Source organism: Microbacterium sp. Gd 4-13 (assembly GCF_003095395.1).
In the GTDB taxonomy this organism is placed as follows: Bacteria; Actinomycetota; Actinomycetes; order Actinomycetales; family Microbacteriaceae; genus Microbacterium.
On sequence record NZ_QEIJ01000007.1, the window covers coordinates 136,549 to 158,013 of the forward strand.

Annotated in this window: 20 protein-coding genes; 8 read left to right on the top strand and 12 right to left on the bottom strand. The window is 67.9% G+C overall.

The genetic code is table 11. The features are described from left to right. Nucleotides 1-21: 21 nt before the first annotated feature. Together DEA06_RS13470 and DEA06_RS13475 are read right to left on the bottom strand one after the other, a co-directional pair. A complete protein-coding gene (locus DEA06_RS13470; RefSeq protein WP_240606948.1) occupies nt 22-1,725 on the bottom strand; it encodes an alpha-amylase family glycosyl hydrolase in 1,704 nt (567 codons plus the stop codon). A gap of 61 nt (nt 1,726-1,786) precedes the next feature. Then, nucleotides 1,787-3,661: an alpha-amylase family glycosyl hydrolase gene (locus DEA06_RS13475; RefSeq protein ID WP_240606949.1), complete on the bottom strand. Its 1,875-nt coding sequence runs from the start codon at nt 3,659-3,661 to the stop codon at nt 1,787-1,789. A gap of 501 nt (nt 3,662-4,162) precedes the next feature. On the opposite strand from DEA06_RS13475, the gene DEA06_RS13480 reads away from it, so the two are divergent. Continuing rightward, the gene (locus tag DEA06_RS13480; protein WP_240606950.1) at nt 4,163-5,812 is read left to right on the top strand and encodes a RecQ family ATP-dependent DNA helicase; all 1,650 of its coding nucleotides are present in this window, start codon (nt 4,163-4,165) and stop codon (nt 5,810-5,812) included. Nucleotides 5,813-5,849: 37 nt separating this feature from the next. Here DEA06_RS13480 and DEA06_RS13485 read toward each other — a convergent pair whose 3' ends face one another. Beyond that, entirely contained in the window at nt 5,850-6,452 is a 603-nt protein-coding gene (locus DEA06_RS13485) for a hypothetical protein (RefSeq protein ID WP_116648522.1), read from the bottom strand. Nucleotides 6,453-6,693: 241 nt separating this feature from the next. Between DEA06_RS13485 and DEA06_RS13490 the strand changes: the two genes are divergently transcribed. Then, nucleotides 6,694-7,929 (top strand): serine hydrolase, encoded by a 1,236-nt coding sequence (locus DEA06_RS13490; RefSeq protein ID WP_133241775.1) that lies wholly within the window; start codon nt 6,694-6,696, stop codon nt 7,927-7,929. Nucleotides 7,930-7,975: 46 nt separating this feature from the next. Here DEA06_RS13490 and DEA06_RS13495 read toward each other — a convergent pair whose 3' ends face one another. Then, a complete protein-coding gene (locus DEA06_RS13495; RefSeq protein WP_240606951.1) occupies nt 7,976-9,271 on the bottom strand; it encodes an exonuclease domain-containing protein in 1,296 nt (431 codons plus the stop codon). Nucleotides 9,272-9,356: 85 nt separating this feature from the next. Between DEA06_RS13495 and DEA06_RS13500 the strand changes: the two genes are divergently transcribed. The 5 genes from DEA06_RS13500 to DEA06_RS13520 are packed head-to-tail and all read left to right on the top strand — an operon-like array spanning nt 9,357 to nt 14,004. Continuing rightward, nucleotides 9,357-10,292: an iron-siderophore ABC transporter substrate-binding protein gene (locus DEA06_RS13500; protein ID WP_116648525.1), complete on the top strand. Its 936-nt coding sequence runs from the start codon at nt 9,357-9,359 to the stop codon at nt 10,290-10,292. After that, nucleotides 10,289-11,332, top strand: a complete 1,044-nt coding sequence (locus DEA06_RS13505) for an iron chelate uptake ABC transporter family permease subunit (protein ID WP_240606952.1) — start codon at nt 10,289-10,291, stop codon at nt 11,330-11,332. The genes DEA06_RS13500 and DEA06_RS13505 overlap by 4 nt, the downstream gene beginning before the upstream one ends. Further along, complete coding sequence (locus DEA06_RS13510; protein WP_116648526.1) at nt 11,329-12,378, top strand: iron chelate uptake ABC transporter family permease subunit; 1,050 nt, start codon at nt 11,329-11,331, stop codon at nt 12,376-12,378. The genes DEA06_RS13505 and DEA06_RS13510 overlap by 4 nt, the downstream gene beginning before the upstream one ends. Then, nucleotides 12,371-13,186: an ABC transporter ATP-binding protein gene (locus DEA06_RS13515; RefSeq protein WP_116648527.1), complete on the top strand. Its 816-nt coding sequence runs from the start codon at nt 12,371-12,373 to the stop codon at nt 13,184-13,186. Before DEA06_RS13510 ends, DEA06_RS13515 begins: the two co-directional genes overlap by 8 nt. Continuing rightward, the gene (locus DEA06_RS13520; protein WP_116648528.1) at nt 13,183-14,004 is read left to right on the top strand and encodes a siderophore-interacting protein; all 822 of its coding nucleotides are present in this window, start codon (nt 13,183-13,185) and stop codon (nt 14,002-14,004) included. Before DEA06_RS13515 ends, DEA06_RS13520 begins: the two co-directional genes overlap by 4 nt. Nucleotides 14,005-14,020: 16 nt before the next feature. Here DEA06_RS13520 and DEA06_RS13525 read toward each other — a convergent pair whose 3' ends face one another. The 6 genes from DEA06_RS13525 to DEA06_RS13550 form a co-directional block, all read right to left on the bottom strand. Next, nucleotides 14,021-14,374: an SdpI family protein gene (locus DEA06_RS13525; RefSeq protein WP_165818012.1), complete on the bottom strand. Its 354-nt coding sequence runs from the start codon at nt 14,372-14,374 to the stop codon at nt 14,021-14,023. Nucleotides 14,375-14,427: 53 nt separating this feature from the next. Next, nucleotides 14,428-15,669, bottom strand: a complete 1,242-nt coding sequence (locus tag DEA06_RS13530; protein WP_116648530.1) for an exonuclease domain-containing protein — start codon at nt 15,667-15,669, stop codon at nt 14,428-14,430. A gap of 32 nt (nt 15,670-15,701) precedes the next feature. After that, the gene (locus DEA06_RS13535; RefSeq protein WP_116648531.1) at nt 15,702-16,079 is read right to left on the bottom strand and encodes a hypothetical protein; all 378 of its coding nucleotides are present in this window, start codon (nt 16,077-16,079) and stop codon (nt 15,702-15,704) included. Between the two features lie 85 nt (nt 16,080-16,164). Further along, nucleotides 16,165-17,199 (bottom strand): CBS domain-containing protein, encoded by a 1,035-nt coding sequence (locus tag DEA06_RS13540; protein WP_133241776.1) that lies wholly within the window; start codon nt 17,197-17,199, stop codon nt 16,165-16,167. Nucleotides 17,200-17,346: 147 nt separating this feature from the next. After that, complete coding sequence (locus tag DEA06_RS13545; protein ID WP_116648533.1) at nt 17,347-18,018, bottom strand: class I SAM-dependent methyltransferase; 672 nt, start codon at nt 18,016-18,018, stop codon at nt 17,347-17,349. 4 nt (nt 18,019-18,022) lie between these two features. Continuing rightward, nucleotides 18,023-19,054 carry an NAD(P)/FAD-dependent oxidoreductase gene (locus DEA06_RS13550; RefSeq protein ID WP_133241777.1) on the bottom strand — a complete coding sequence of 344 codons (1,032 nt, stop codon included), beginning with the start codon at nt 19,052-19,054 and terminating at the stop codon, nt 18,023-18,025. Nucleotides 19,055-19,123: 69 nt separating this feature from the next. Here DEA06_RS13550 and DEA06_RS13555 point away from each other — a divergent pair, with 69 nt between their 5' ends. Further along, nucleotides 19,124-19,693, top strand: coding sequence for an XRE family transcriptional regulator (locus DEA06_RS13555; RefSeq protein ID WP_116648535.1), 570 nt, complete (start codon nt 19,124-19,126; stop codon nt 19,691-19,693). A gap of 33 nt (nt 19,694-19,726) precedes the next feature. Here the strand turns inward: DEA06_RS13555 and DEA06_RS13560 are convergent, their stop codons facing one another. Further along, nucleotides 19,727-19,870: a methionine/alanine import family NSS transporter small subunit gene (locus DEA06_RS13560; protein WP_116648536.1), complete on the bottom strand. Its 144-nt coding sequence runs from the start codon at nt 19,868-19,870 to the stop codon at nt 19,727-19,729. Beyond that, entirely contained in the window at nt 19,867-21,456 is a 1,590-nt protein-coding gene (locus DEA06_RS13565) for a sodium-dependent transporter (protein WP_116648537.1), read from the bottom strand. The genes DEA06_RS13560 and DEA06_RS13565 overlap by 4 nt, the downstream gene beginning before the upstream one ends. Nucleotides 21,457-21,465 lie beyond the last annotated feature (9 nt).

Consider the following 21,465-nt stretch of genomic DNA (forward strand, 5'->3'; position numbering starts at 1 on the left):
TGAACGGGAATGTATACATGCTCAGGCTGCGGCAACGCGGTGCAGCGTCGACCACACGGTCGTTTCCGGTGGCACCGTCGCGGAATCCGTCAGCGGTTGAGAGGCGAGAAGCGGTGCGAGGACGCCCCAGGTCGACGGCGGGGTGAAGGGCGCGGCGCCGAAGTTCGTGATGACGACGACGTTCCCGCGTCGGAAGGCCAGCACCTCGTCACCTGCGGTGGGGAGCCAGACGAGCGGCTCCGCCCCGCTCAGGTGGGCGCGGCGCGTGGCGAGAAGGTCGCGGTGCAACGAGAGCATCGAGTCGGGATCTGCGGCCTGCGTCGCCCGCGCGAAGGCGCCGAACCAGGCGGGCTGGGGGAGCCAGGTCGTGTCGGCCTCCCCGTCGCTGAATCCGAAGGTGCTGCCCTCCCGCGTCCACGGGAGAGGGATGCGGCACCCGTCGCGCCCGAGCTCGGTGCCGTTCGAGCGGGTCCAGATGGGGTCTTGGCGCGCAGCATCCGGCAGGTCGAGAACCTCGGGGAGCCCGAGTTCTTCGCCCTGATAGAGGTACATCGACCCCGGGAGCGCGAGGGCGAGGGCAGTTGCCGCGCGCGCACGGCGAAGCCCGCGATCGAGGTCGGCCGGGCCCCTGCGTCGCGCCGCGGCGATCATGTCGGTCGGCAGGGCTTCATCGAGCGGCTGCTCCTGGCCGTAGCGGGTGACGGCACGGTGCACGTCGTGGTTCGCCAGGGTCCAGGCCGGCCACCCGCGCCCGACGGTGAGTCCGGTGTCGATCGCCCTCCGGAACCGGTCGGCGTACCACGGCTGCACGAGCAGATCGAAGGAGAACGCGTTGTGGAGCTCGTCGGGTCGCAGGTAATCGGCCAGCCGTTCGGCGGAGGGAACCCAGATCTCGCCGACGAAGTACTTCTCGGGCTCATAAGTGCCGCCGAGCGCTCGCCATGAGCGGTAGAGGTCGTGCACCTCCGGCTGGTCCCACATACCGTGGTTGTGGCCGGCGTCGGGCCCGCGACCGCCCGGGTGGTCGGGCAGGGCCGCGTCTTTGAAATGGCCGTGAGCGACATCGATGCGGAAGCCGTCGACTCCCCGCTCGAACCAGAATCGCAGCACGTTCTCGAAGTACTCGGCCACAGCGGGGTGACGCCAGTCGAAGTCGGGCTGGCTCGCATCGAAGGAGTGCAGGTACCACTGCCCGGGCCGTCCGTCGCGCTCGGTGACGCGGGTCCAGGCGAGACCACCGAACACGCTGTCCCAGTTGTTCGGCGGAAGCTCGCCGTCGGGGCCGAGGCCGTCGCGGAAGATGAAGCGCGCCCGCTCGTCGCTGCCGGGCGCGGCGGCCAACGCCGCCTGGAACCAGGCGTGATCGGAGGAGCAGTGGTTCGCCACCATGTCCATGAGCACGCGCAGCCCGAGCTCGTGCGCTCGTCGAACCACCTGGTCGAACTCCTCGAGGGTGCCGTACGCCGGGTCGATCGTCAGGTAGTCGGCGATGTCGTACCCGTGGTCGCGCTGCGGCGAGGCGTAGCAGGGGTTCAGCCAGATGGCGTCGCAGCCGAGTGCCGCGATCGCGTCGAGCCCCTGGCTCAGGCCGCCGAGGTCGCCGATCCCGTCGCCGTTCGCGTCGCGGAACGACCGCAGGTAGACCTGGTAGACGACCGCGTCACGCCAGGAGAAGGCGCGCCCGGCCGTGTCGAGGGGAGAGGGCCGTTCGATGGTGTGGCTCACAAGCATCCTTTCGGTGGTCCCGGGCGGCGTCCGACATGTCGGCGCCGCCCGGGAGTGGGGGTTAGAAGGTGGGGTAGATGTCGATCACATCGCCGCCCGTCCCGGTGAAGTTGCCTCCGGTCGACCACGTGACGTCGTCGATGAGTGGCTTGAACTGGAAGGTCTCACCGTCGGGGATGCGTTCGAGCTCGAACTCCCAGACGTCGGAGGCGACGTTGCGAGCACCGCGACCTGAGGTCCACGTGAACGGGTACTCGTCGCCGCGGATCGCGATGCTGTGCCCGAGACCCACGTTGTAGTGCACGCGGATCTTCGTGGTGTTGCGCGCCTCGGGGCTGTAGGCCGACACCGGGGTCCCGGGTGCGTACACCTTGCTTTCGTGCTCACCGAGAGCGACGGTGATCTGCTTTCCCGTGACCCCGCCGGCCGTCACAATCACCGTGTCGCTCGTGTTCATGAGGTTCGTCAGCGTCGTGCCGACCGTGATCGAGCTCTCGGCGCGCAGCGGCACCGTGCGCGTCTGCGTCGCCCAGGAGTTCGACGAGAGGGTGATCGCCTCGGCGCCCGTGCTGTCGACGCGTCGCGAGAACCCGTAGACGGACGTGTCGGACCACATTTCGCGCTGCGTGCCGACCTGCAGAGCCGGGTAGGCGGCCTTGATCGCGGTCAATCGCTGGATGTGCTTGTAGAGGTTCGAGTTCTGGTCGAAGCTCTCCATATCTTTGCGGTTGTCTTTGTTCGCGATCGGCACCTCGTAGGGGTTGCCGTTACCGTCGTCGGCCTGCTCGGTGCCGTAGTAGATCACGGGCACGCCCCGGGAGGTCAGGAGGAACGTGAGCCCCGAGCGCAACCGCTGGTAGTTGTCGTCGGCCCAGGTCAGGAATCGCGCCCGATCGTGGTTGTCGAGGAACGTCTCGAGCCGGTTCGGGTTCGCGTACTTGCTGTCCTGGTCGAAGAGGTCGCCGAGCTTGTTCATGTCGGTATCTGCCGAGAACGCATCGCGCACGGTGAAGAAGTAGGGGAAGTCGAGCACGCCCCACTCGTAGTCCTGGTACTCCGAGACGTAGTCGACGTCGCCGACGAACACCTCGCCGAAGGTCGGCACCCCCATCTCGGCCTCGAAGGCGGCGAGCCACGGCTTCGGCACCGAGCGCGCAGCATCGACTCGGATGCCGTCGAAGCCCATGTCGACCCAGTCCTTGTACGTGTTCATCAGGTGCGCCGAGACGACCGGGTTCGACTGATCGAGGTCGTCGAGCCCGCCGAGGTCGCAGTTCTCGATCTGGGTCTGCGTCTCGAGTCCGTTGAAGAGGCAGTCGCCGGCGTGATGGAAGTACGACGCGTTGTCGAGCGGGCTCGCCGGCTTGTAGGTGCTCGGCGAATAGGTCGTCGATGTGCCCGCGAGGTAGTCGGCCGTATGGTTCGGAACGACGTCGAGGATCATCTTCAGCCCGAGGCCGTGTGCGGTGTCGATCAGCTCCTGCAACTCGGCGCGGTCGCCGAAATGCGCGTTCGGCGTCGCGAAGTCGCGAGTGAAGTAGCCGTGGTAGCTGGCTTCCTGCCCGTCGCGCGAGAGCGGCTGCTGCTCGGAGACGGGCGACAGCCAGATCGCCGTCACGCCCAGGTCGGCGATGTAGCCGAGCCTGTCGGTCAGACCCGCCCAGTCGCCGCCGTGATAGAACCCGAGGTCGGAGGGGTCGTACTCGCCGTCGCCCTGGTCGTTGTTGGTGGGGTCGCCGTCTTCGAACCGGTCGACGAGCACCTGGTAGATCACGTCGCCTTCGGCCAGCGGGCCGGGAGACGTGGTGGGATCGGCGCTCGCGGGGGCGGCGCCGGCGCCCCACATGAGCGTGCCGGCCGCCACCGCGACGGCTGCTGCGATCGCGAGACCCCTACGCGCGGAGACGCGAGGAGCGGTGTGAACTGTCATTCTCATGACTCTCTCCTGACTTCCTTGTCGGATGCGCATCGGTCCGCGAGGTGCACGGTTTACTGGATCGATGCAACATGTATAAATGCGTTTTGTCAAGTACTGGCATCGGCCGTGCTCGCAAAAGTGATTCGACTCCCGTACTTTCAGCGCATCAAGACCTCTCGCGGCAGGATGTCCGCCGCCGGGAGGTGGTCGTGGGCTGCAAGGCCAGTGTGGACGCGCGTGGACGATGTATACCTGCACGGGGCGCGGCGAAAATCGGGCGCCGAAGTTCGTCCAAATGCATGAGATCGCGCCGACGCTGGGGGAGTCGCGGTCGCAGGATTCCCCAAGCGCCCGGCACGCGCATCGAGCGACGTCGGTGAAGTCGGGCGGGTCCGGTGCAGTTCGGCCGCAGAACGCACCGAACTCGACCGATTCCACCGATGTCGCGATCGCCCGAGCGCCTGGGATGGTGCTGTCAAGCGGCACGGATCGCAGGATCGGGATTGTTAGCGTCCGAGCGTGAGCTCCTCCCGTCTTCCCGCAGCATCCATTGATCGCGTCGCTCGCGAGATCTTCGGCTGGGAGACGCTCCTGCCGGGGCAGCGTGAAGCGATCGAGGCGTCGGTCGCGGGGCGCGACACTCTCGTCGTCCTCGCCACCGGCGGCGGCAAGTCGGCCGTGTACCAGATCGCCGGTGCGCAGCGCGGTGGTGTCGTCGTCGTTGTGTCACCGCTCGTCGCTCTCCAGGCCGACCAGCTCGCGTCGATCCACGCCGCACCCGGGGCACCCGCCGTGGTCGCGATCAACTCCGCCCTGGGCGCTGCGGCTCAGGAGAGCGCGTGGGATCGCGTGGACGAGGGCGGCCCGCTGTATGTGCTGCTCGCTCCCGAGCAGCTGGCGAAGGACGAGAACGTCGCCCGGCTCGCCGCCGCCAGGGTCTCGCTGCTCGTCGTCGACGAGGCGCACTGCGTCTCGTCGTGGGGCCACGACTTCCGGCCCGACTATCTGCGCCTCGCCGACGTGCGTCACGAGCTCGGCGATCCGCCGGTGCTCGCAATGACGGCGACCGCCTCCGGGCCCGTGCGCGAGGAGATCGTCGAACGCCTGGGCATGGTCGATCCCGAGGTGCAGGTGCACGGTGTCGACCGCCCCGAGATACGGCTCGTCGTTCACCGCCACGAGAGCGAGGGCGACAAGCGCGCCGCCGTCGTGGCGGAGGCCCGCACCTGGACCGCGCCCGGTCTCGTCTACGTCGCCACTCGCAAGGATACCGAGCTGTACGCCGCCGAGATCGCGGCTGAGGGGCGCAGGGTTGCCGCGTATCACGCGGGGCTGCGCGCTCCCGAGCGTCGAACGGTGCAGGACCGCTGGCGGGAGGGGCAGCTCGACGTCGTCGTCGCGACCTCGGCGTTCGGGATGGGGATCGACCGCGCAGACGTGCGTTTCGTGCTCCACGCCACCACGACCGAGTCGCTCGACGCCTACTACCAGGAGGTCGGGCGAGCCGGCCGCGACGGCGAGCCGGCCACCGGCGCGCTGCATTACCGCGCCGAGGATCTCGGACTGCGGCGCTTCTTCGCCAAGCGCTCCGTCGACAAGCCCTCTCTGCGCGCGATCTGGGCCGCGGTCGTGGCAGCTCCGGGGAGCAAGATGTCCGAGCTCGCGAAAGCGGTGGACGTGCCGTCGCGCACGGTGTCGCGCCTCGTCAACGATCTCGTCGACGCCGGCCTGGTCGATACCGCGTCGGGGGTACGAGCCACGGCGGACCGCCGCGTCGAGGCCGTCGTGCGCGCGGTGAAGGCAGCGCTCGCGTCGCGGGAGCGCGTCGCCGAATCGCGGCTGGCGATGATGCGCGCCTATGCCGAGACCTCGCACTGTCGGCGTCGAGTGCTGCTCGACTACTTCGGCGTCGAGGGTCCGCAGTGGTGCGGAAATTGCGACGGCTGCGAGCGGCACGAGGCTCGGCGGCATGAGGCCACCGCTGACGCCGTCGGTGCTCCGATCGCCGTCGACGAGGCGGTGGAGCATCGCGAATGGGGCCACGGCACGGTCATGAGCGTCGAGGCTGACCGCGCGACCGTGTTCTTCGAGTTGGAGGGCTACAAGGTGGTGTCGTATACGGCGCTCGACTCCGGCGTTCTGCGGCACCGCGAGCCCGCGTCGGTCTGACGGCGTTTCACGCGCGATCGTCTCATCGCCGCGAACGTCACGGCCAGAACGGTCTGGACTGTTCAGCGAGTTCGCCGAACGACGAGACGTCGAGAGAGGTGCGCGTCTCGGGAACGCCCAGCGTCGGCCATTGGAGAACGAGCTCGAGCGACCCCGACGGAGGGAGGGGCCAGAGCCAGAGCGCGTCGTTCGACGAGTACGAGTGCCCGTCTCCGCCGCCGCCCCCGCCGCTTCGCACGAGCGATGAGCTCTCCGGTGGCGACATCGGGTCACCCGCGAAGCCGAAGGGGCGATCGGAGAGCACCTGTTCGCCGGTGCTCAGCACGACCCCGTATCGCAGTCGCCCGGCCGATGACGCACCGTGACCGGCCCAGTGCTCCATGAACGCGTTGTTCATGCGCTGCCACTCGTCGTACGGAAGGTCGTTGCGACGAAGTCTCCGCTCGATGCGGATCTCGACGCCGTCGGAGTAGACATCGACGCCGACGAGCGCGATCGCCAGGTGCTCGGTGGTCGCGAGGATCTCGCTCGCCGGGTAGAGAACCGGGAGGCGGTCGGTCGGCGCCGTCCACCAGGGAGATCGCACCGCCGGGGCGTCGTCGAACTCGGGCATCTCGGGGTCGGGCGGGAAGAAAGACATGCCACCACCCGAGCACACCGCGCGGGTCGACGCAACGATCCGGGTGTCGGCTGCGCCGGAATTCCGTCGCGCGGGGGAGGCGCCCGACGCGGATTGCGCCGAGGCTCGAAGGGTGAAGATCTCGCCCCAGACTCTCCGCCCGCTCCGATCCCTGTCCGTCGCTCTCCTCGCTGCCGCCGCGCTCGTCATCACGGCGTGTGCCTCGCCCGCCGAACCGGCATCGCCAGAGCCGTCAGAACGGGTGGCCATCCCTTCGAACCCCGTCGGCACGCAGGCCGCGTGGGTGCTGACCGAGATCAACGGTGCGCCGAGCGAGCAGGCCGAGTTCGAGGGTCGATTCGATCCGATCATGTTCGAGCAGATGGCGGTCTCCGATCTGCAGCAGGTCTTCGAGCAGTTGCGCGCGGCGGCGCCGTGGGCGCCCGTCGCGTACGAGGGAACCGAGACGCAGGCGCGCGTGACGATCGAGTCGCCGCAGGTCACCTACGACATGTCGGTGTCGGTCGGCGATGACGGCAGCATGAACGGCCTGTTCTTCGGCGAACCGCAGGGTGCGCGCACCCCGGCCGCCAGCTGGGATGAGCTCGAGTCGCAGATCGAGGACGCGCCCTACGAGGTGTCGATACAGGTGACAGAGTCGGGCGCCGATGAGCCGGTGAGGCTGATGGGGGAGTCGTCGCTCTCGCCGATCGGGTCGGTGTTCAAGCTCTGGGTTCTCGGCGCGGTCGTCGCCGCGGTCGATGCGGGCACCCTCGCCTGGGACGACACGGTGACCATCGATGCCGAGGTACGAAGCCTCCCGAGCGGAGAGCTGCAGAACCTCCCCGACGGCTCGACCGTCACCGTGCTCGACGCGGCGCAGAAGATGATCGCGATCAGCGACAACACCGGCACCGACGCCCTCATCCGTGCGGTCGGCCGCGACGCCGTCGAAGCCGCCCTCGTCGACATGGGCCACGCGACGCCCGAGGTCAACACGCCGTTCCTCACGACCCGCGAGATGTTCTGGATGCTGTTCGACGACGCGGCTCTGCGAGAGCGCTGGGCGTCGGGCGACACCGCTGCCCGTGACGCGGTGCTGGCCGAGATCCCGGCCGGTGTGCCGTCGCTCGCGAACGCCGCCGAGGTTCAGCCCGGCTGGCCGGAGGGCGTCGACTGGTTCGCGACGCACGACGACATCGCCCGGGCGCACGTCGCCCTGCAGCAGAAGGCGCAGACTGCGGCAGGTGGGCCGCTGCGCGAACTGCTCTCGGCGAATCCCGGCATCACTTTCGGTGACGAGTGGACCCACGTCGCGTTCAAGGGCGGCAGTTCGATCGGCGTCCTCGCCGGATCGTGGTATCTCGAGCGCGACGGTGCCGAGCCGATCGTGCTGACGGTGCTCGCCCGCGCCGACGATGCGCAGACGCTGACGACCAACCAGACCGCGGTGTTCGGATTCATCGAGGATGCTGCGGCACTGATCGCAGCGGAGTGACCCCGCGGCGTGGCCGCGCCTCATGACGGCCGAGGCTCGTGGCTGCTCACCGAGAGCTGAGGAAGGCTTCGAGCCAGCTTTCACCGACGATCGGGATGCCGTAGTCCCGCGCCTTGCGTGCCTTCCCTGACAGAGAATCGGGATCCGCCGCGACGACCAGCGCGATACGCTTCGTCACGGCGGACTTCGGGGTGAACCCCGCGTCGCGGAGCTTGTCTTCCCAGCTACTCCGGGGGTGGGTCATCTCGCCGGTCAGCACGATCTCGTCACCCGGTGCCAGGAGGAACTCACCAACTGCGATGGCAACCGCGGGTTCGGCTGGCGGCGTTGAGAGGACTTCCGTCATCAGGTCATCGCTGATCGAGAGAAGGGCCGCGACGAGTTCCAGGTCTCCGCGTTCTTCATCCGTGACGACACCGTCGGCCCACGCAAGACGGGCGAGGGCGACGAAGTAGTCCCGATGGAGCCGCTCCGCCGTGTCTCGCCCGATTCCCAATTTCTCAGCGAGCGCGACGAGCGCATTCTTCTCATGCTCAGAGAGATAGCGGTCGAGAAGACAGCGTTCGACGAGCGCCAGGTACTCGGCCTGCTCGTGGGTCTCGGCGACGTCGGGCACTCTCACGACAATGCGAGCGAGGAATCCCGGTGCAGACGTCGCGACGTGCTCCCGCGCAAACCACGGAGCGCGATCCCCGCTGAACGCAGGCAAGATCGGTGCTGACGCCAACATCGGCTCCCACTCCGCCCCGCTCGTGCTGGCGAGGAACGCCTCCAGAAGTTGCGCCGTGGCGTAGGCGTCGGCCGATGCGCGGTGGGCATTCTCAAGAGGTATCCCGAACGCGTCGCAGCAATCCGCGAGTGCGAGCCCACTTCCGAGGTGCGTGCGCGCGAGGCGCATCGTGCAGGCATACGCGAATTGCTCTCCGGGCCAATAGTCAAGACGTCCGAGTTCGCCGTTCAAGAAGCGCAGGTCGAACGACGCATTGTGAGCGACGATGACCCGGCCCGACAGCAGCTCGAGGAGCTCGCCCGCGATGTTCGCGAAGATGGGTGCGTTCAGGATGTCTCGTGCGGCTATGCGGTGGATGTCCTGCCGGCCGAGGTCGCGTTGCGGGTTGATCAACGTGTCCCATTGCCCCGTGATCGTCCCGTCCGGATCGGAGTGCACGACCGCGACCTCGATGGCTCGGTCTGTGGTCTCCGCGAAGAGTCCCGTCGTTTCAAAGTCGATCGTTGCGAATCCGCGCGCGGGCGCGCCAGACGAAAAGTTCCCCATGGCGGCGAGCGTAGCGGCGAAAGCGCTCGCGCCCGGGGCGGTGTCGTCGGCGCGTTTTACTGACACACGATCATGCGCAGCGTTTTGTGAGGGTTGCCTAACTAAGGCTACGCTTACTTTGGTCACCCGGCTTCAGAATGGCTGCTCCATCATGTCTTCTCGTCTTCACCGTCGATGGGTCGCGCTCGCGGCGACGACCGCGTCTGCCGCCCTCCTGCTCGCGGGCTGCTCCGCTTCGGCGCCCTCGATGGAGGCCGCGAACGCCGACACCGCGACCACGCGCCAGGTGCAGCACGCCCGCGGCACCACGGAGGTGCCGGTCGAGCCGCAGCGCGTGGTGACCCTCGAGCCGCTCGAACTCGACACCGCTGCCGCCGTCGGCGTCGTTCCGGTCGGCGCGGCGGTCGCGAGCAACGTCGTGGGCGTGCCCGCCTACCTGGGCCTCGACGCAGTGGAGGCGGTGGGCAGCGTGCCCGAGCCCGATCTGCAGGCGATCGCGGCGCTGAAGCCCGACCTCATCCTCGGCACCGAGGCCCGCCACTCGGCCCTGTACGAGCAGCTGTCGTCCATCGCGCCGACTGTTTTCATCGCGACCCAGGCCGACCCGTGGCGTGACAACGCCGCGCTCATCGGTGAGGCGCTCGGGCGCGAAGACGAGACGGCCGCGCTGCTCGAGAAGGTCGACGCCCGCTGCGGCGAGCTCGCCGACACCTACGGCATCGACGGGCAGACCGTGCAGCTCGTCCGCCCTCGCGACGAGACGACCCTGAGCCTCTATGGCCCGGTGTCGTTCGCGGGCAGCCTGCTCGAGTGCGTCGGCTTCACGATTCCCGCCCAGGACTGGGCAGACGGTCTCCAGGCCGACATCTCTCCCGAGAACATTCTGTCGGCGCAGGCCGACCGGGTGCTGGTGACGACGGCCGACACGTCGGACGACTCCACCATCCCCGCGGCGATCGTGCAGAACGCGGATGCTTTCCCCTCGGTCAGGCTCGTCGACACCAGCTACTGGGTGTCGGGCGTCGGCCCCCTCGGCGCACAGAAGGTGCTCGATGACATCGAGCAGTTCCTCGAAGAGCGCTCTTGACGGCTCTCACCGGGGTCGAGTTGCCACAGGCTCGGCCCCCGGTGCGCCGGTCGCGGCGGGTTGCCGCGCTCTCGATCGTCGTGGCGGTGCTCGTCGTCGCGATCGCGTCATCGCTGATGATCGGGGCGAACCCGCTGTCGCCGCAGGTGGTCTGGGCAGCAATCCGCGGTGAGGGCACCACCGAGACGACCTACATCGTGATCGGCCTGCGCATCCCGCGCACCGTCGCAGGTCTCGTCGCCGGTGCCGCGCTCGGCGTCGCCGGCGCACTCACGCAGGCGTTCACCCGCAACCCGCTGGCAGACCCGGGAATCCTCGGGGTGAACGCCGGTGCTGCCCTCGCGGTGGCGCTCGGGGTCGCCCTGCTCGGACTCCGCGACATCTCCGCCCTCGTCTGGCTCGCGCTCCTCGGGGCGTTCGTCGTCACGATCGCGGTGTACCTCATCGGGTCGTCGGGCCGGGGCGCGCCCGATCCGTTGCGGCTCACTCTCGCGGGTGTCGCGCTCGGTGCCGTGTTCTCGGGCATCACGACCGGTATGACGCTCAGCAACCCCGACGCGTTCGACGCGATGCGCAGCTGGAACGCCGGGTCTTTGCTCGGTCGCGGCTTCGACGTCATCGTGCCTGTGCTGCCATTTATCGCGCTCGGCCTCGCCCTCGCGTTCCTCGTGGGCCCGGCGATGAACGCGCTCGCGCTCGGCGAAGACGTCGCGCGGGCGCAGGGTGCAGAGGTGCGCCGCATCCGTGTCGCGGTGATCGTGTCGACCACTCTGCTCGCGGGCGCGGCGACCGCGCTCGTCGGCCCGATCGCGTTCGTGGGGCTCATGATCCCCCACATCGTGCGGTGGGTCTTCGGCGTCGACCAGCGCACGATCATCGCCCTGTCGGCGTTGCTCGCCCCCGTGCTGGTACTGCTCTCCGACGTGCTCGGCCGAGTGATCATCGCTCCCGCCGAGGTGCCGGTCGGCATCGTGACAGCGTTCGTCGGCGCGCCCGTGCTGATCGTGCTCGCGCGGCGCAAGAGAGCGAGCACCCTATGACTCTCGCCACGCCGACCGCGCCTCGGCGCGTGCTGCTTCGTCTCGGCCCTCTCGCGGTTCCGCTTCGCGGGCGCAGCATCCTCGTCGCCACCGTCGTCGTGGGGGTCATCCTCGTTCTCGGCATCGTGTCGCTCGGCGTCGGAACCTACGTCGTCGCTCCTGATGCGGTCGTGCGCACGCTCCTCGGCGCCGGCGAGACGATGGACCGCGTCGTCATCGTCGAGTGGCGCCTGCCGCGCACCCTCGCTGCGATCACGCTCGGCGCGATCCTCGCCGTCGCGGGGGCGCTGTTCCAGACCGTCACCCGCAACCCGTTGGCGAGTCCCGACATCCTCGGGCTCTCCAACGGCGCGTTCACCGGCATGCTCGTCGCGCTCGTGCTGGTCTCGGCGACCTGGCAGTCGCTGACGGTCGGGGCTCTCGTCGGCGGTGTCGTGACGGCGCTCGTGATCTGGATGCTGTCGTATCGCGGCGGCATCCAGGGCTTCCGCCTCATCGTCATCGGTATCGGGATCGCCGCGATGCTGGCGTCATTCAACACGTGGATGCTGCTGCAGATCGAGCTCGAGACCGCGATGTTCGCCTCGGCCTGGGGCACCGGCACCCTCAAGGCCGTCACCGGGGGATCGCTGGGCGGGGCGCTGCTGTGCGCTGCACCCTTCGTCGTGGTCGCGGCGTTGCTCGGGCCGAGCCTGCGCCAGCTCGATCTGGGCGACGACGTGGCCGCAGCATCCGGTGCGCGACCAAACCTCGTGCGCGGCGTCGCCCTCGTCGTGGGGGTGGCGCTGGTCGCCGCCGCCACGAGCGTCGCCGGCCCCGTCGCTTTCGTCTCGCTCGCAGCTCCCCAGGTCGCGCGGCTCGTCGCCCGCACGCCTCACCTTTCGCTCGGGCTGTCGGCCGCGTTCGGGGCGCTGATCCTGCTGGCGTCCGACCTCGTCGCGCAGCACCTGTTGCCCGTCGCTCTGCCTGTGGGAGTCGTCACCGTGTCGGTCGGTGGCGCCTACCTCGTTCTGATGATCATTCTGGAGATCCGCCGTCGTGCCTGAACACACCTCCGCCCGCCTTCTCGCCGAGGGGGTCGCGCTCTCATACGACCGTGTCGAGGTCGTGAGCGATCTCACCGTGTCGATTCCGCCGGGGTCGTTCACCGTGATCGTCGGGCCGAACGCGTGCGGCAAGTCGACGCTGCTGCGCGGGCTCTCGCGGCTGCTCGCACCCACGAGCGGACGGATCGTGCTCGACGGTGCGGCCATCTCGTCGTACCCGGCGAAGGAGGTCGCGCGCCGGCTCGGACTGCTTCCCCAGAGCGCGATCGCCCCCGACGGCATCACCGTCACTGATCTGGTGGGCAGGGGCCGCTACCCGCACCAGAACCTGCTGCGCCAGTGGTCGGATGCTGACGCCCACGCTGTCGACGAAGCCCTGGCCGCCACCGGCACCACCGATCTGAGGGATCGTCCGGTCGACGCGCTCTCGGGGGGCCAGCGTCAGCGCGTCTGGGTGGCGATGGTGCTCGCGCAGCAGACCGACCTGCTGCTGCTCGACGAGCCGACGACGTACCTCGACATCGCGCACCAGGTCGAGCTGATGGAGCTCTTCGCCGAGCTGAACGCGCGCGGGCGCACGATCGTCGCGGTGCTGCACGACCTCAACCACGCCGCAAGATACGCCAGCCACATCGTCGCGATGCGCGGCGGACGCATCGTCGCCGAGGGTGCGCCGGGCGCCGTCATCACCCGTGAGCGGGTGGAGGAGGTGTTCGGTCTCGCGAACGTGGTGATCGAAGACCCCGTGACGGGCGGTCCGCTCGTCGTGCCGCTGCGCGGCTCATCGAGTGCGGCGGCCAGCGCATGAACCGGCCCTGGGCCTACAGCGCGTTCCGCGTGCAGGTGCGTGCGCGCGTGCTGTTGAGTCCGCGCTTCCTGCGCCTCACGCTGGCCGGCGACGAACTTCGCAACTTCGCGCCGTGGGGCGTCGACCAGCGCATCAAGGTCGTGCTGCCGTTCGCCGACGGTACGATCGCCGAGTTCGGTCTGCTCGACGACCCGACGCCGCATCCGTCCGACTGGTACAGCCGGTGGCGGGCTCTACCGGAAGGCGAGCGCAACGTGCTGCGCACCTACACGCCCGCCGCGATCCGCCCCGAGGTCGGCGAGATCGACGTCGACTTCTTCCTGCACGAACCCGCCGGTCCCGCATCGGCGTGGGCGGCGGCGGCGCAGCCGGGCGACCGCCTGGTCGTGAACGGGCCCGACATGCGCATGGGGCACACCGGCTACGGCATCCACTGGAACCCCGGTGATGCGCGTCGGTTTCTGCTGGTGGCGGATGAGACCGCCTACCCGGCGGTGCGCAACATCGTGAGCGCGCTCGAGCCGGGTGCTGACGTCGACGTGATTCTCGAAGCATCCGACCTCGACGACGAGATCGTCAGCCGCGAGCTGCCCGCTCACGTTCGTGTGCGCGTCGTGCTGCGCGACGTCGGCGTGGAAGCGGCCGTGCGCGAGTGGGGCTCGACGTTCGCCGGAGGTGCGGACTTCTACGCCTGGCTGGCGGGGGAGTCGGGCTCGACGACGAGCGTGCGCCGCTACCTCGCTGACGAGCTCGCGGTCTCGAAGGAACAGGTGTCGTTCCTCGGGTACTGGAAGCTGGGCGGCCCGCTCGTCGGGTGAGAGGAGTAGGCGGGCGTCAGTCAGCTGAGCGGCTCGAGATTTCCAACGCGGCGCGGCTGCCGACCTTCGAGCCGTAAAGCAGGAATCCGAGCATCAGCACACAACCCGCGATCACGGCGGTGGCGCGGACAGGGGCTGACACCGGCAGGAGGGCGACGAAACCGCTCGCGATCGATGCCCATCCGCCGAGCATCGTGGGCCGTTTCGCGCGGATGTGCGCCGCCTGCCACGCCTCGTCGCTCGCCATGGTGCTGGGGATGCGGATGCCCGCCAATGCGTTGCGCTTCAGCCGACCCGAGGCGGTGGCGCGGGCCATCCACATGATGAGGACGCCCGAGCCGACCATGACGACGAAGAGAAAGACACCCATAGCCACATCGTTTTCCACCATGACGACGTTACCGAACGGACAGACTCCCTCTCTCAGGCGACGATGGTGTAGTCCGTCCAAGAATCCGGCGGTGCATCACCGTTGAGGCCAGCGTTACGCCAGGCCCGACGAGCTGCTCGTTTGAAGCGCTCATTACAGTGGATGCCACACACATGACGATCTCTGTGAGTCCAGTGCTCCTTGCCGGTGAGTGTGGTGGCGCACCAGATGCACGTCTCTTCGCCGGCTGCCCGCCCGTCGGGATGCAAAAGAGACGAATTGAACCAGCCCCAATAGTCGTCTCCCGGTCCATCGCCGGCCTGCGTTACCACCCACTCTGGGACGCGTGATCGAAGTACGCGTGCCGCAGCCAGTTCCTCATCACTCAGCGCCAAGCGGCGGAGGAACTCGTCCTCCGTGATGATCTCCAGAGATTGCCCTCGTTCGACGGCGCTCATCGCATCGCGGACCTTCTTCGAGAACATGGCCCCGGGCCGGAAAGTCGAGAGGTTGAAACCACCCGTGACGAGGACGGAGGTGGTCTTGGTCACACTGCCCTGCCAAGCTCCGCCGTGGTCGACGACACGTCGGCGGGCCTCATCGCGAACCATCATCTCGAGAGCACCGGTGAAGCAGACCACCGCATCGGCAAATCCGACCGTGTTGGTGTTGATCGGCGTGATGGGCATCTGAACCCCCGCCGTGGTTTCGCTGTCCGCCGGTTCGCGGACACTCGTGGGGATGATCGGGGTACCGAGGCTCTCATTCAACTCACGAACGGATCGAACCCCTTCGCGACGTGCCAACGCGATCAGCACCGCTGCCGCGGCTTGCGCGTCTGCGAGGGGGTCGTGGTGGTCGAATACGTCTACTCCCAGGTGGTCGGAAACCCACGGCAGTGTGTAGGAAGGAAGGGTCAGCGCGGCACGTGCGAGGCGCAGAGTGCAGGCGACGTCGAACGCCGGCCAGTCGATGTCGTACGCGCTGCACGCGTTTACCAGCACCGACACATCGAACTGCGCATTGTGACAGACCATCATGTCGGCGCCAATGAACGCGCGGAGCTCCTGGTAGACCTCCGGCCAAGACGGCGAATGCGCGACGTGTCTGGCTTCGATTCCGTGAATGCTCACGTTGATCGGTTCGAACTCGTCAAACTCCTCGGGCGGCTTCACCAGCGAACGGAACGTATCCACCACCGCGCCGTTGTGAACCCGAACGGCTCCGACCGCGCATACGGAAGCCCGCGACCTATTCGCCGTCTCGAAATCAATAGCGACAAAGTCCAACGACATTGCGTCCCCCAACGCTCGAAGTCAGTTACCTCTCACACCATATCCAAGTCGTTCGACCGCATGCGCAACACCCGCAGCACCGCATCCGTAAGGGTCACGGTCCCCTGGTCTCGCCACTCGACCTCGCGGTCGACCGACTCATTGGTCTCGACGGTCCACCCGTCGGGAAGGTCGAGCGAGGCGAGCACCTCGCCGGATGTCGGCAGGGGAGGGGCCGCGCGATCATGATCGTGACTCGACCCCGGTGGGAATGCCCCGTGCCCGACGACGAGCAACCGTCCGCCGGGAGCGACGGCGGAGACGGCCCGCCGCAGGATCTCCCCCGCGGCAACTCGACCGGCGTGTTCGCCGGCTCCCGGTTCCTCGGGCGCGGAGGAGTTGAGCCGGCGGTGCTGACGGTGCTCGCCCACGCCGATAGCCCCAAGGACTGAGGTGTGCAGGTTCAGCTCGTGGATACGGGAGGCTAGAGTCGCAAGGTTCCGCCCGCGGACGGTGTTATTTGTGTCCCTCTGGCTCGCTAGTTCTCATTCCGCGAAGAAAGAGGGTCAGATTTCGTACTTGGTTCAGCGATTCAATGGATTCGTCGTCTTGCGCAAAGTGGGCTATGTCATTTCGCACCTGGCGGACAACCTCGATCCAATCGACGAAAGCTCCGTGCGAAAGTCGGAGGCCTAGCTTGCCCCACGCTTCTGGCTTGGCGATAAATTGCTTGATGTCGCCGACTGTCATGGCCGAAGCGCCTGGCATCCCAGGTTTCTTGTACCGAGTTGCAGTGTGGAGCTCCTCCTTTGAGAACGCGCCGTCGAGGATCTTCCTGAGTTCGCGTTCGCACTCGCCGACGGAGAGGAAGGGGCGGGCAAGTCTGTCGAACTGTCGCGCCAGGTCCGCCGTCGTCACTATGCCGGTCGGAACGCCACGTGGGTCCAATACGATGACATAACCTGCCTCCACGATGACCGGCATGCTCGCAAGCAGGTCTGCGTCTCGGTTGAGAGTCTGCGCTTCTGTGACGCAGTCTGATACGCGCTTCACCCGTGTTCGTAGTGACGCTTGAGCGATACTCTCCCAGCTGATGATGCCCACCAGGTCGCCATTGTCGACGACAGGGAGCTGGGAAAAATCGTGTTGAATCATCAGCGTCTGAGCACGGCCGATGCTTGTTATTGATTCCACCGAGACGAGGTCTGACAGGGCTGACGGGATTTGACCGACGTGGAGCGTCTCAGACTGTTCCTCTGAGTCCGACCGCTCACTCGACGAGGGCTCATGAAAGGTGCCGTCACCCCGCGAGATCGTTTCTGCTTCTCTTATGGTCACAACACGGATGGGCGTATCCAGGGACCCGTAGGAGAACGGGGGTTCTGTGGCCAGTCCTTGGTCCCGCATATCACGACGCATCTGCTCCGATACTTGCGACCCGCGCCCCTTCGCACCCCAGTACGAGATGAGCTCTCGAACGGTTATCGCATCGCCAGACTGCTCAAGCTTCCGAAGTGTTGCAGTCAGCGCCTCGGTCTCAGGTGAAGTCACGTATTACACATACCGTAAAATCGCTCGCGTCGCACGTCGCGAATCATTTGATTCGAGCGCCAGCCGTTCCATATCTGCGCAATGAAGATTAGCCCTCTAACGAGATAGCGTCTGCTCGTCGCCCGAAGGCTTCGGGCGACGCCGGGACTAAGTCACGTTGGTGTCTGCGCGCAACACCCGCAGCACCGCGTCCGTGAGCGTCACCGTGCCCTGGTCTCGCCACTCGACCTCGCGGTCGACCGACTCATTGGTCTCGACGGTCCACCCGTCCGGAAGGTCGAGCGAGGCGAGCACCTCGCCGGATGTCGGCAGGGGAGGAGCCGCGCGATCATGATCGTGACTCGACCCCGGTGGGAACGCCCCGTGCCCGACGACGAGCAACCGTCCGCCGGGAGCGACGGCGGAGACGGCCCGCCGCAGGATCTCCTCCCGCGGCAGCTCCACGGGTGAATGGAGGAATGCCGCCGTCACGAGGTCGTACTGCGCGGAGGGGTGCCACGTCGCGAGATCGGCCTGCACCCACTCGATGCGCTCGACGAGGCTGAGTTCGGCAGCCTTCGCCGCGCCGACCGCGAGAGCGTTGGCCGAGATGTCGAGGGCGGTCACCGTCCAGCCCTGCCCGGCGAGCCAGAGCGCGTCGCCGCCCTCGCCACTGCCGAGCTCGAGCGCGGTGCCGGGGGTCAGCCCCGACACCTCTCGCTCGACGGCGGCGTTGACCTTGCCGCTCCACACTGCGCCGCTCTTGCCGCGGTGCGAAAGGTACCGCGCCTCCCAGAACTGCGCCGGATCGGTGAGCGCTTCGTCTGACGAATGAGCCATAGCTTCAGTGTCCTACCCCGGCGTCGACGCCCCGCCGCTGCGCCACACGAGCGGATGCCGCGGCCACGTCCTCTGCGACCAACTCGCCGTTGATCGTCAGCGCCGCCATGGCGCCCGACCCCATGGCGATCGGAACGAGCGCGTTAGGAATCCCGGAGTTCCCCACGGCGAACACCCCGTCCACGCTCGTTCGCCCGAACCCGTCGACCGCGGTCCACAGCCCGATCGGAGTCTCGGTCTGCGCGACACCCAGCTGCCGCAGCGGCTCATCGAGCGCGGTCGGCGTCGGCTGCGCGAACACCACGTCGAGCGCCGCGACCGATCCATCGGCGAGGCCGAGCCCGGTGATCGAGTCGCCCTCCGTGACGACGTGGGTGACGGTGCGGTCGTCTATGCGCATGCCGCGTTCCTCGAGCAGCATCCGCTCGTCTTCGGGAAGTTCGCCTGCGAGCGATGTGAACACCGTGATGTCGTTGGAGTAGGCCCGCAGCATGTGCGCCACGTGCAGGCCCATCACCGAGCCTGCGAGCACGCCGATCGCGGTGCCCGATGCCTCGTAGCCATCGCAGTACGGACACGCCACGACTCCGCGCCCCCACTGCTCCGCGAGTCCGGGAATGTCGGGCAGTCGGTCGCGCGTGCCGGTTGCGACGATCAGCCGCCGCCCGGTCGCGAGGCCGCCGGAGTCGGTGACGACCTCGAAGCCGTCCGCCGTCGCGCGCGTCTCGACGACCCGGGCGTTCTCGATGACGCCGTCGACGGCGCGCACCTCGCGGTATCCGTCGGCGACGAGGTCGAGCGGCGAGTACCCGTCGCGGCTCAGCACACCGTGCATGTGCGGCGCGAACCGGTTGCGCGGCTCGTGCGCGTCGAGCACGAGCACGCGACGCCGGGCGCGGGCGAGAATCAGCGCCGCGCTGAGACCGGCAGCGCCGCCGCCGATGATGATGACGTCCCAGAGCTCGCCCGAGATGTCGGAATTCTGGGCGGGGGAGTGAGGGGCGGATGCTGCGGAGAGCCGATCGTCGTGCGTCATACCGTTCACGATGCTCGGCTGGTAGCGTATCAGCAACTATCGATGCCAAATTGGCAAGAACGGAGCGGGATGCCCGACGATTCCCTGGCGCTCATCGGTCCGCGGCTCAAGAGCTGGCGTGAGAAGCGCAGCATGACCCTGGCCGAGCTGTCGGAGACGACGGGCATTTCGTCGAGCACTCTCTCGCGCCTCGAGTCGGGCAAGCGCGCGCCCAACCTCGAGCTGGTCGTGCCGATTGCGCGTGCGTTGCGCCTTGAGCTGGACGACATCGTTCCGCGTGCGGCGCCGGATCCGCGCGTGAAACGCACCTCGAAGAGCATCGGGGGCACGCAGTATGAGACGCTCTCGCCCGAGTCGAGCCCGGTGCAGACCTACAAGGTGACCTTCCCCGCACAGCCGCCCGGGGTGGTCGCGACTCCTGAGCCGAAGGTGCACGACGGCCAGGAATGGCTCTACGTGCTGTCGGGCCGGCTGCGCCTGGTGATCGGCGAGCAAGACGTGACGCTCGGCCCGGGCGAGGCCGCGGAGTTCGACACCCGCATCCCGCACTGGCTGGCCGCGACCGGGGCGGGGCCGGCGGAGGTGCTGTCGATCTTCAGTAAAGAAGGCAAGCGGATCCACCTGCGCACGGGCCGCTGACGCGAACGGATGCTGCGGGGCGCTCGGCCGACGTCAGTCGGGGTAGCTCTCGTCGTCGCCGCCCGCGGGGAAGTCCGCCCGTTCGGGGCGGGCGCGCAGGTAGAGCACGCTCGCGATCAGACCGCCCCAGACGATCACGATCGCGAGGATCAGAAAGGCGATGGCGAGACCGGTCATCGCGTGACCTCCTTATCGCGGCGGGATGCAGCATCCGGTGTCGGCGGGTAATCGGGCCACGCGACGAAGTCGTCGGGCGAGCGTCGCCACGCGAAGAGCGACAGCGCAATCGCCGCGACGACGATGAACGCGATCGTGCCCCAGCCGAAGATGCCGAGGTACCAGTCGGGCATTCCGCCGTATCCCTCGGTGAGGAGCGTGACGATGCGCTGGATCAGCATGTAGGCCAGCACGATCGGCGCGATCACTCCCACCAGCAAGACCCAGATGCGTCCGACCTGGAAGGTCGAGACCGCGTTGAGGTGGTAGCGCAGCTCGGGTCCGCGGCGTCGCACCCAGATCACGAGCACCGTCATGAGGATGGCGGAGGCGACGATGCCGATGTTGTTCGCCCACTGGTCGACGACGTCGAGGGCGAGCAGGCCGGTGGTCGTCGAGAACAGCAGCACCGACAGCACCGCCGAGACGCCGCCGACGCCGACCGCGGCCGCGCGTCGCGAGAGCGCGAACTTCTCCTGGATCGCGGCCGAGACTACCTGCAGCACCGAGATGAGCGACGTGAAACCGGCCATCGCGAGCGAGCCGAAGAAGAGCGCGCCGAAGAGGGGGCCGCCGGGCATCTGCGACACGATCGCGGGGAAGGTGATGAACGAGAGTCCGACGCCGGTGAGACCCTCGAGCTCGTCGATGCCGACTCCCTGCTGCACGGCGAAGAAGCCGAGGGTGGCGAAGACGCCGATGCCCGCGAGGATCTCGAACGACGAGTTCGCGAACGCGACGACCAGGCCGGGGCCGGTGAGGTTCGCTTTGCGCTTGCGGTAGGAGGAGTAGGTGATCATGATGCCGAAGGCGATAGACAGGGAGAAGAAGATCTGGCTGTACGCGGCGATCCACACGTTCGGGTCGCCGAGCGCCGCCCAGTTCGGGGTGAAGAGTGCTTCGAGGCCCGCGCCGGCGCCGTCGAGGAAGAGTGCGCGCACGACCAGCACCGCGAACGCCACGACCAGCAGCGGCAGGAAGACCATATTGACGCGCTGCAGCCCCTTCGCGACGCCGAGGGCCAGCACGACGATGACCGCGATCCAGACGAGGACGAGCGGGATGAGCACGCCGGGAACGAACTCGAGGCTGAGGCCCGGATCGCCGGCCTGGAGGTAGTCGCCCGAGAAGAATGTTGCCGGGTCGTCGCCCCACCGCAGGTCGAACGAGAACACGAAGTAGCTGAGCGCCCACGCGACGACGGCCGTGTAGTAGAGGCCGATGACGAACGCGATCGCGACCTGGAACCACCCGAGCGACTCGAGCCAGCGGCCCGCCTTGCCGCCGAGGCGACGCAGCGCCGTGGGGGCGGCTCCGCGATAGCGGTGACCGATCGCGTAGTCGAGGAAGAGGATCGGGATGCCCGCGGTCAGCAGCGCGATCAGGTAGGGGATGAGGAACGCCCCGCCGCCGTTCTCGTACGCGACACCGGGGAAGCGCCAGATGTTGCCCAGCCCGACCGCCGAACCGATGGCGGAGAGGATGAAGCCGACCTGACCGGTCCACTGTTCACGGGGCGGGTGGACGGATGCTGCGCTGGGGCTCATTGCGGATCC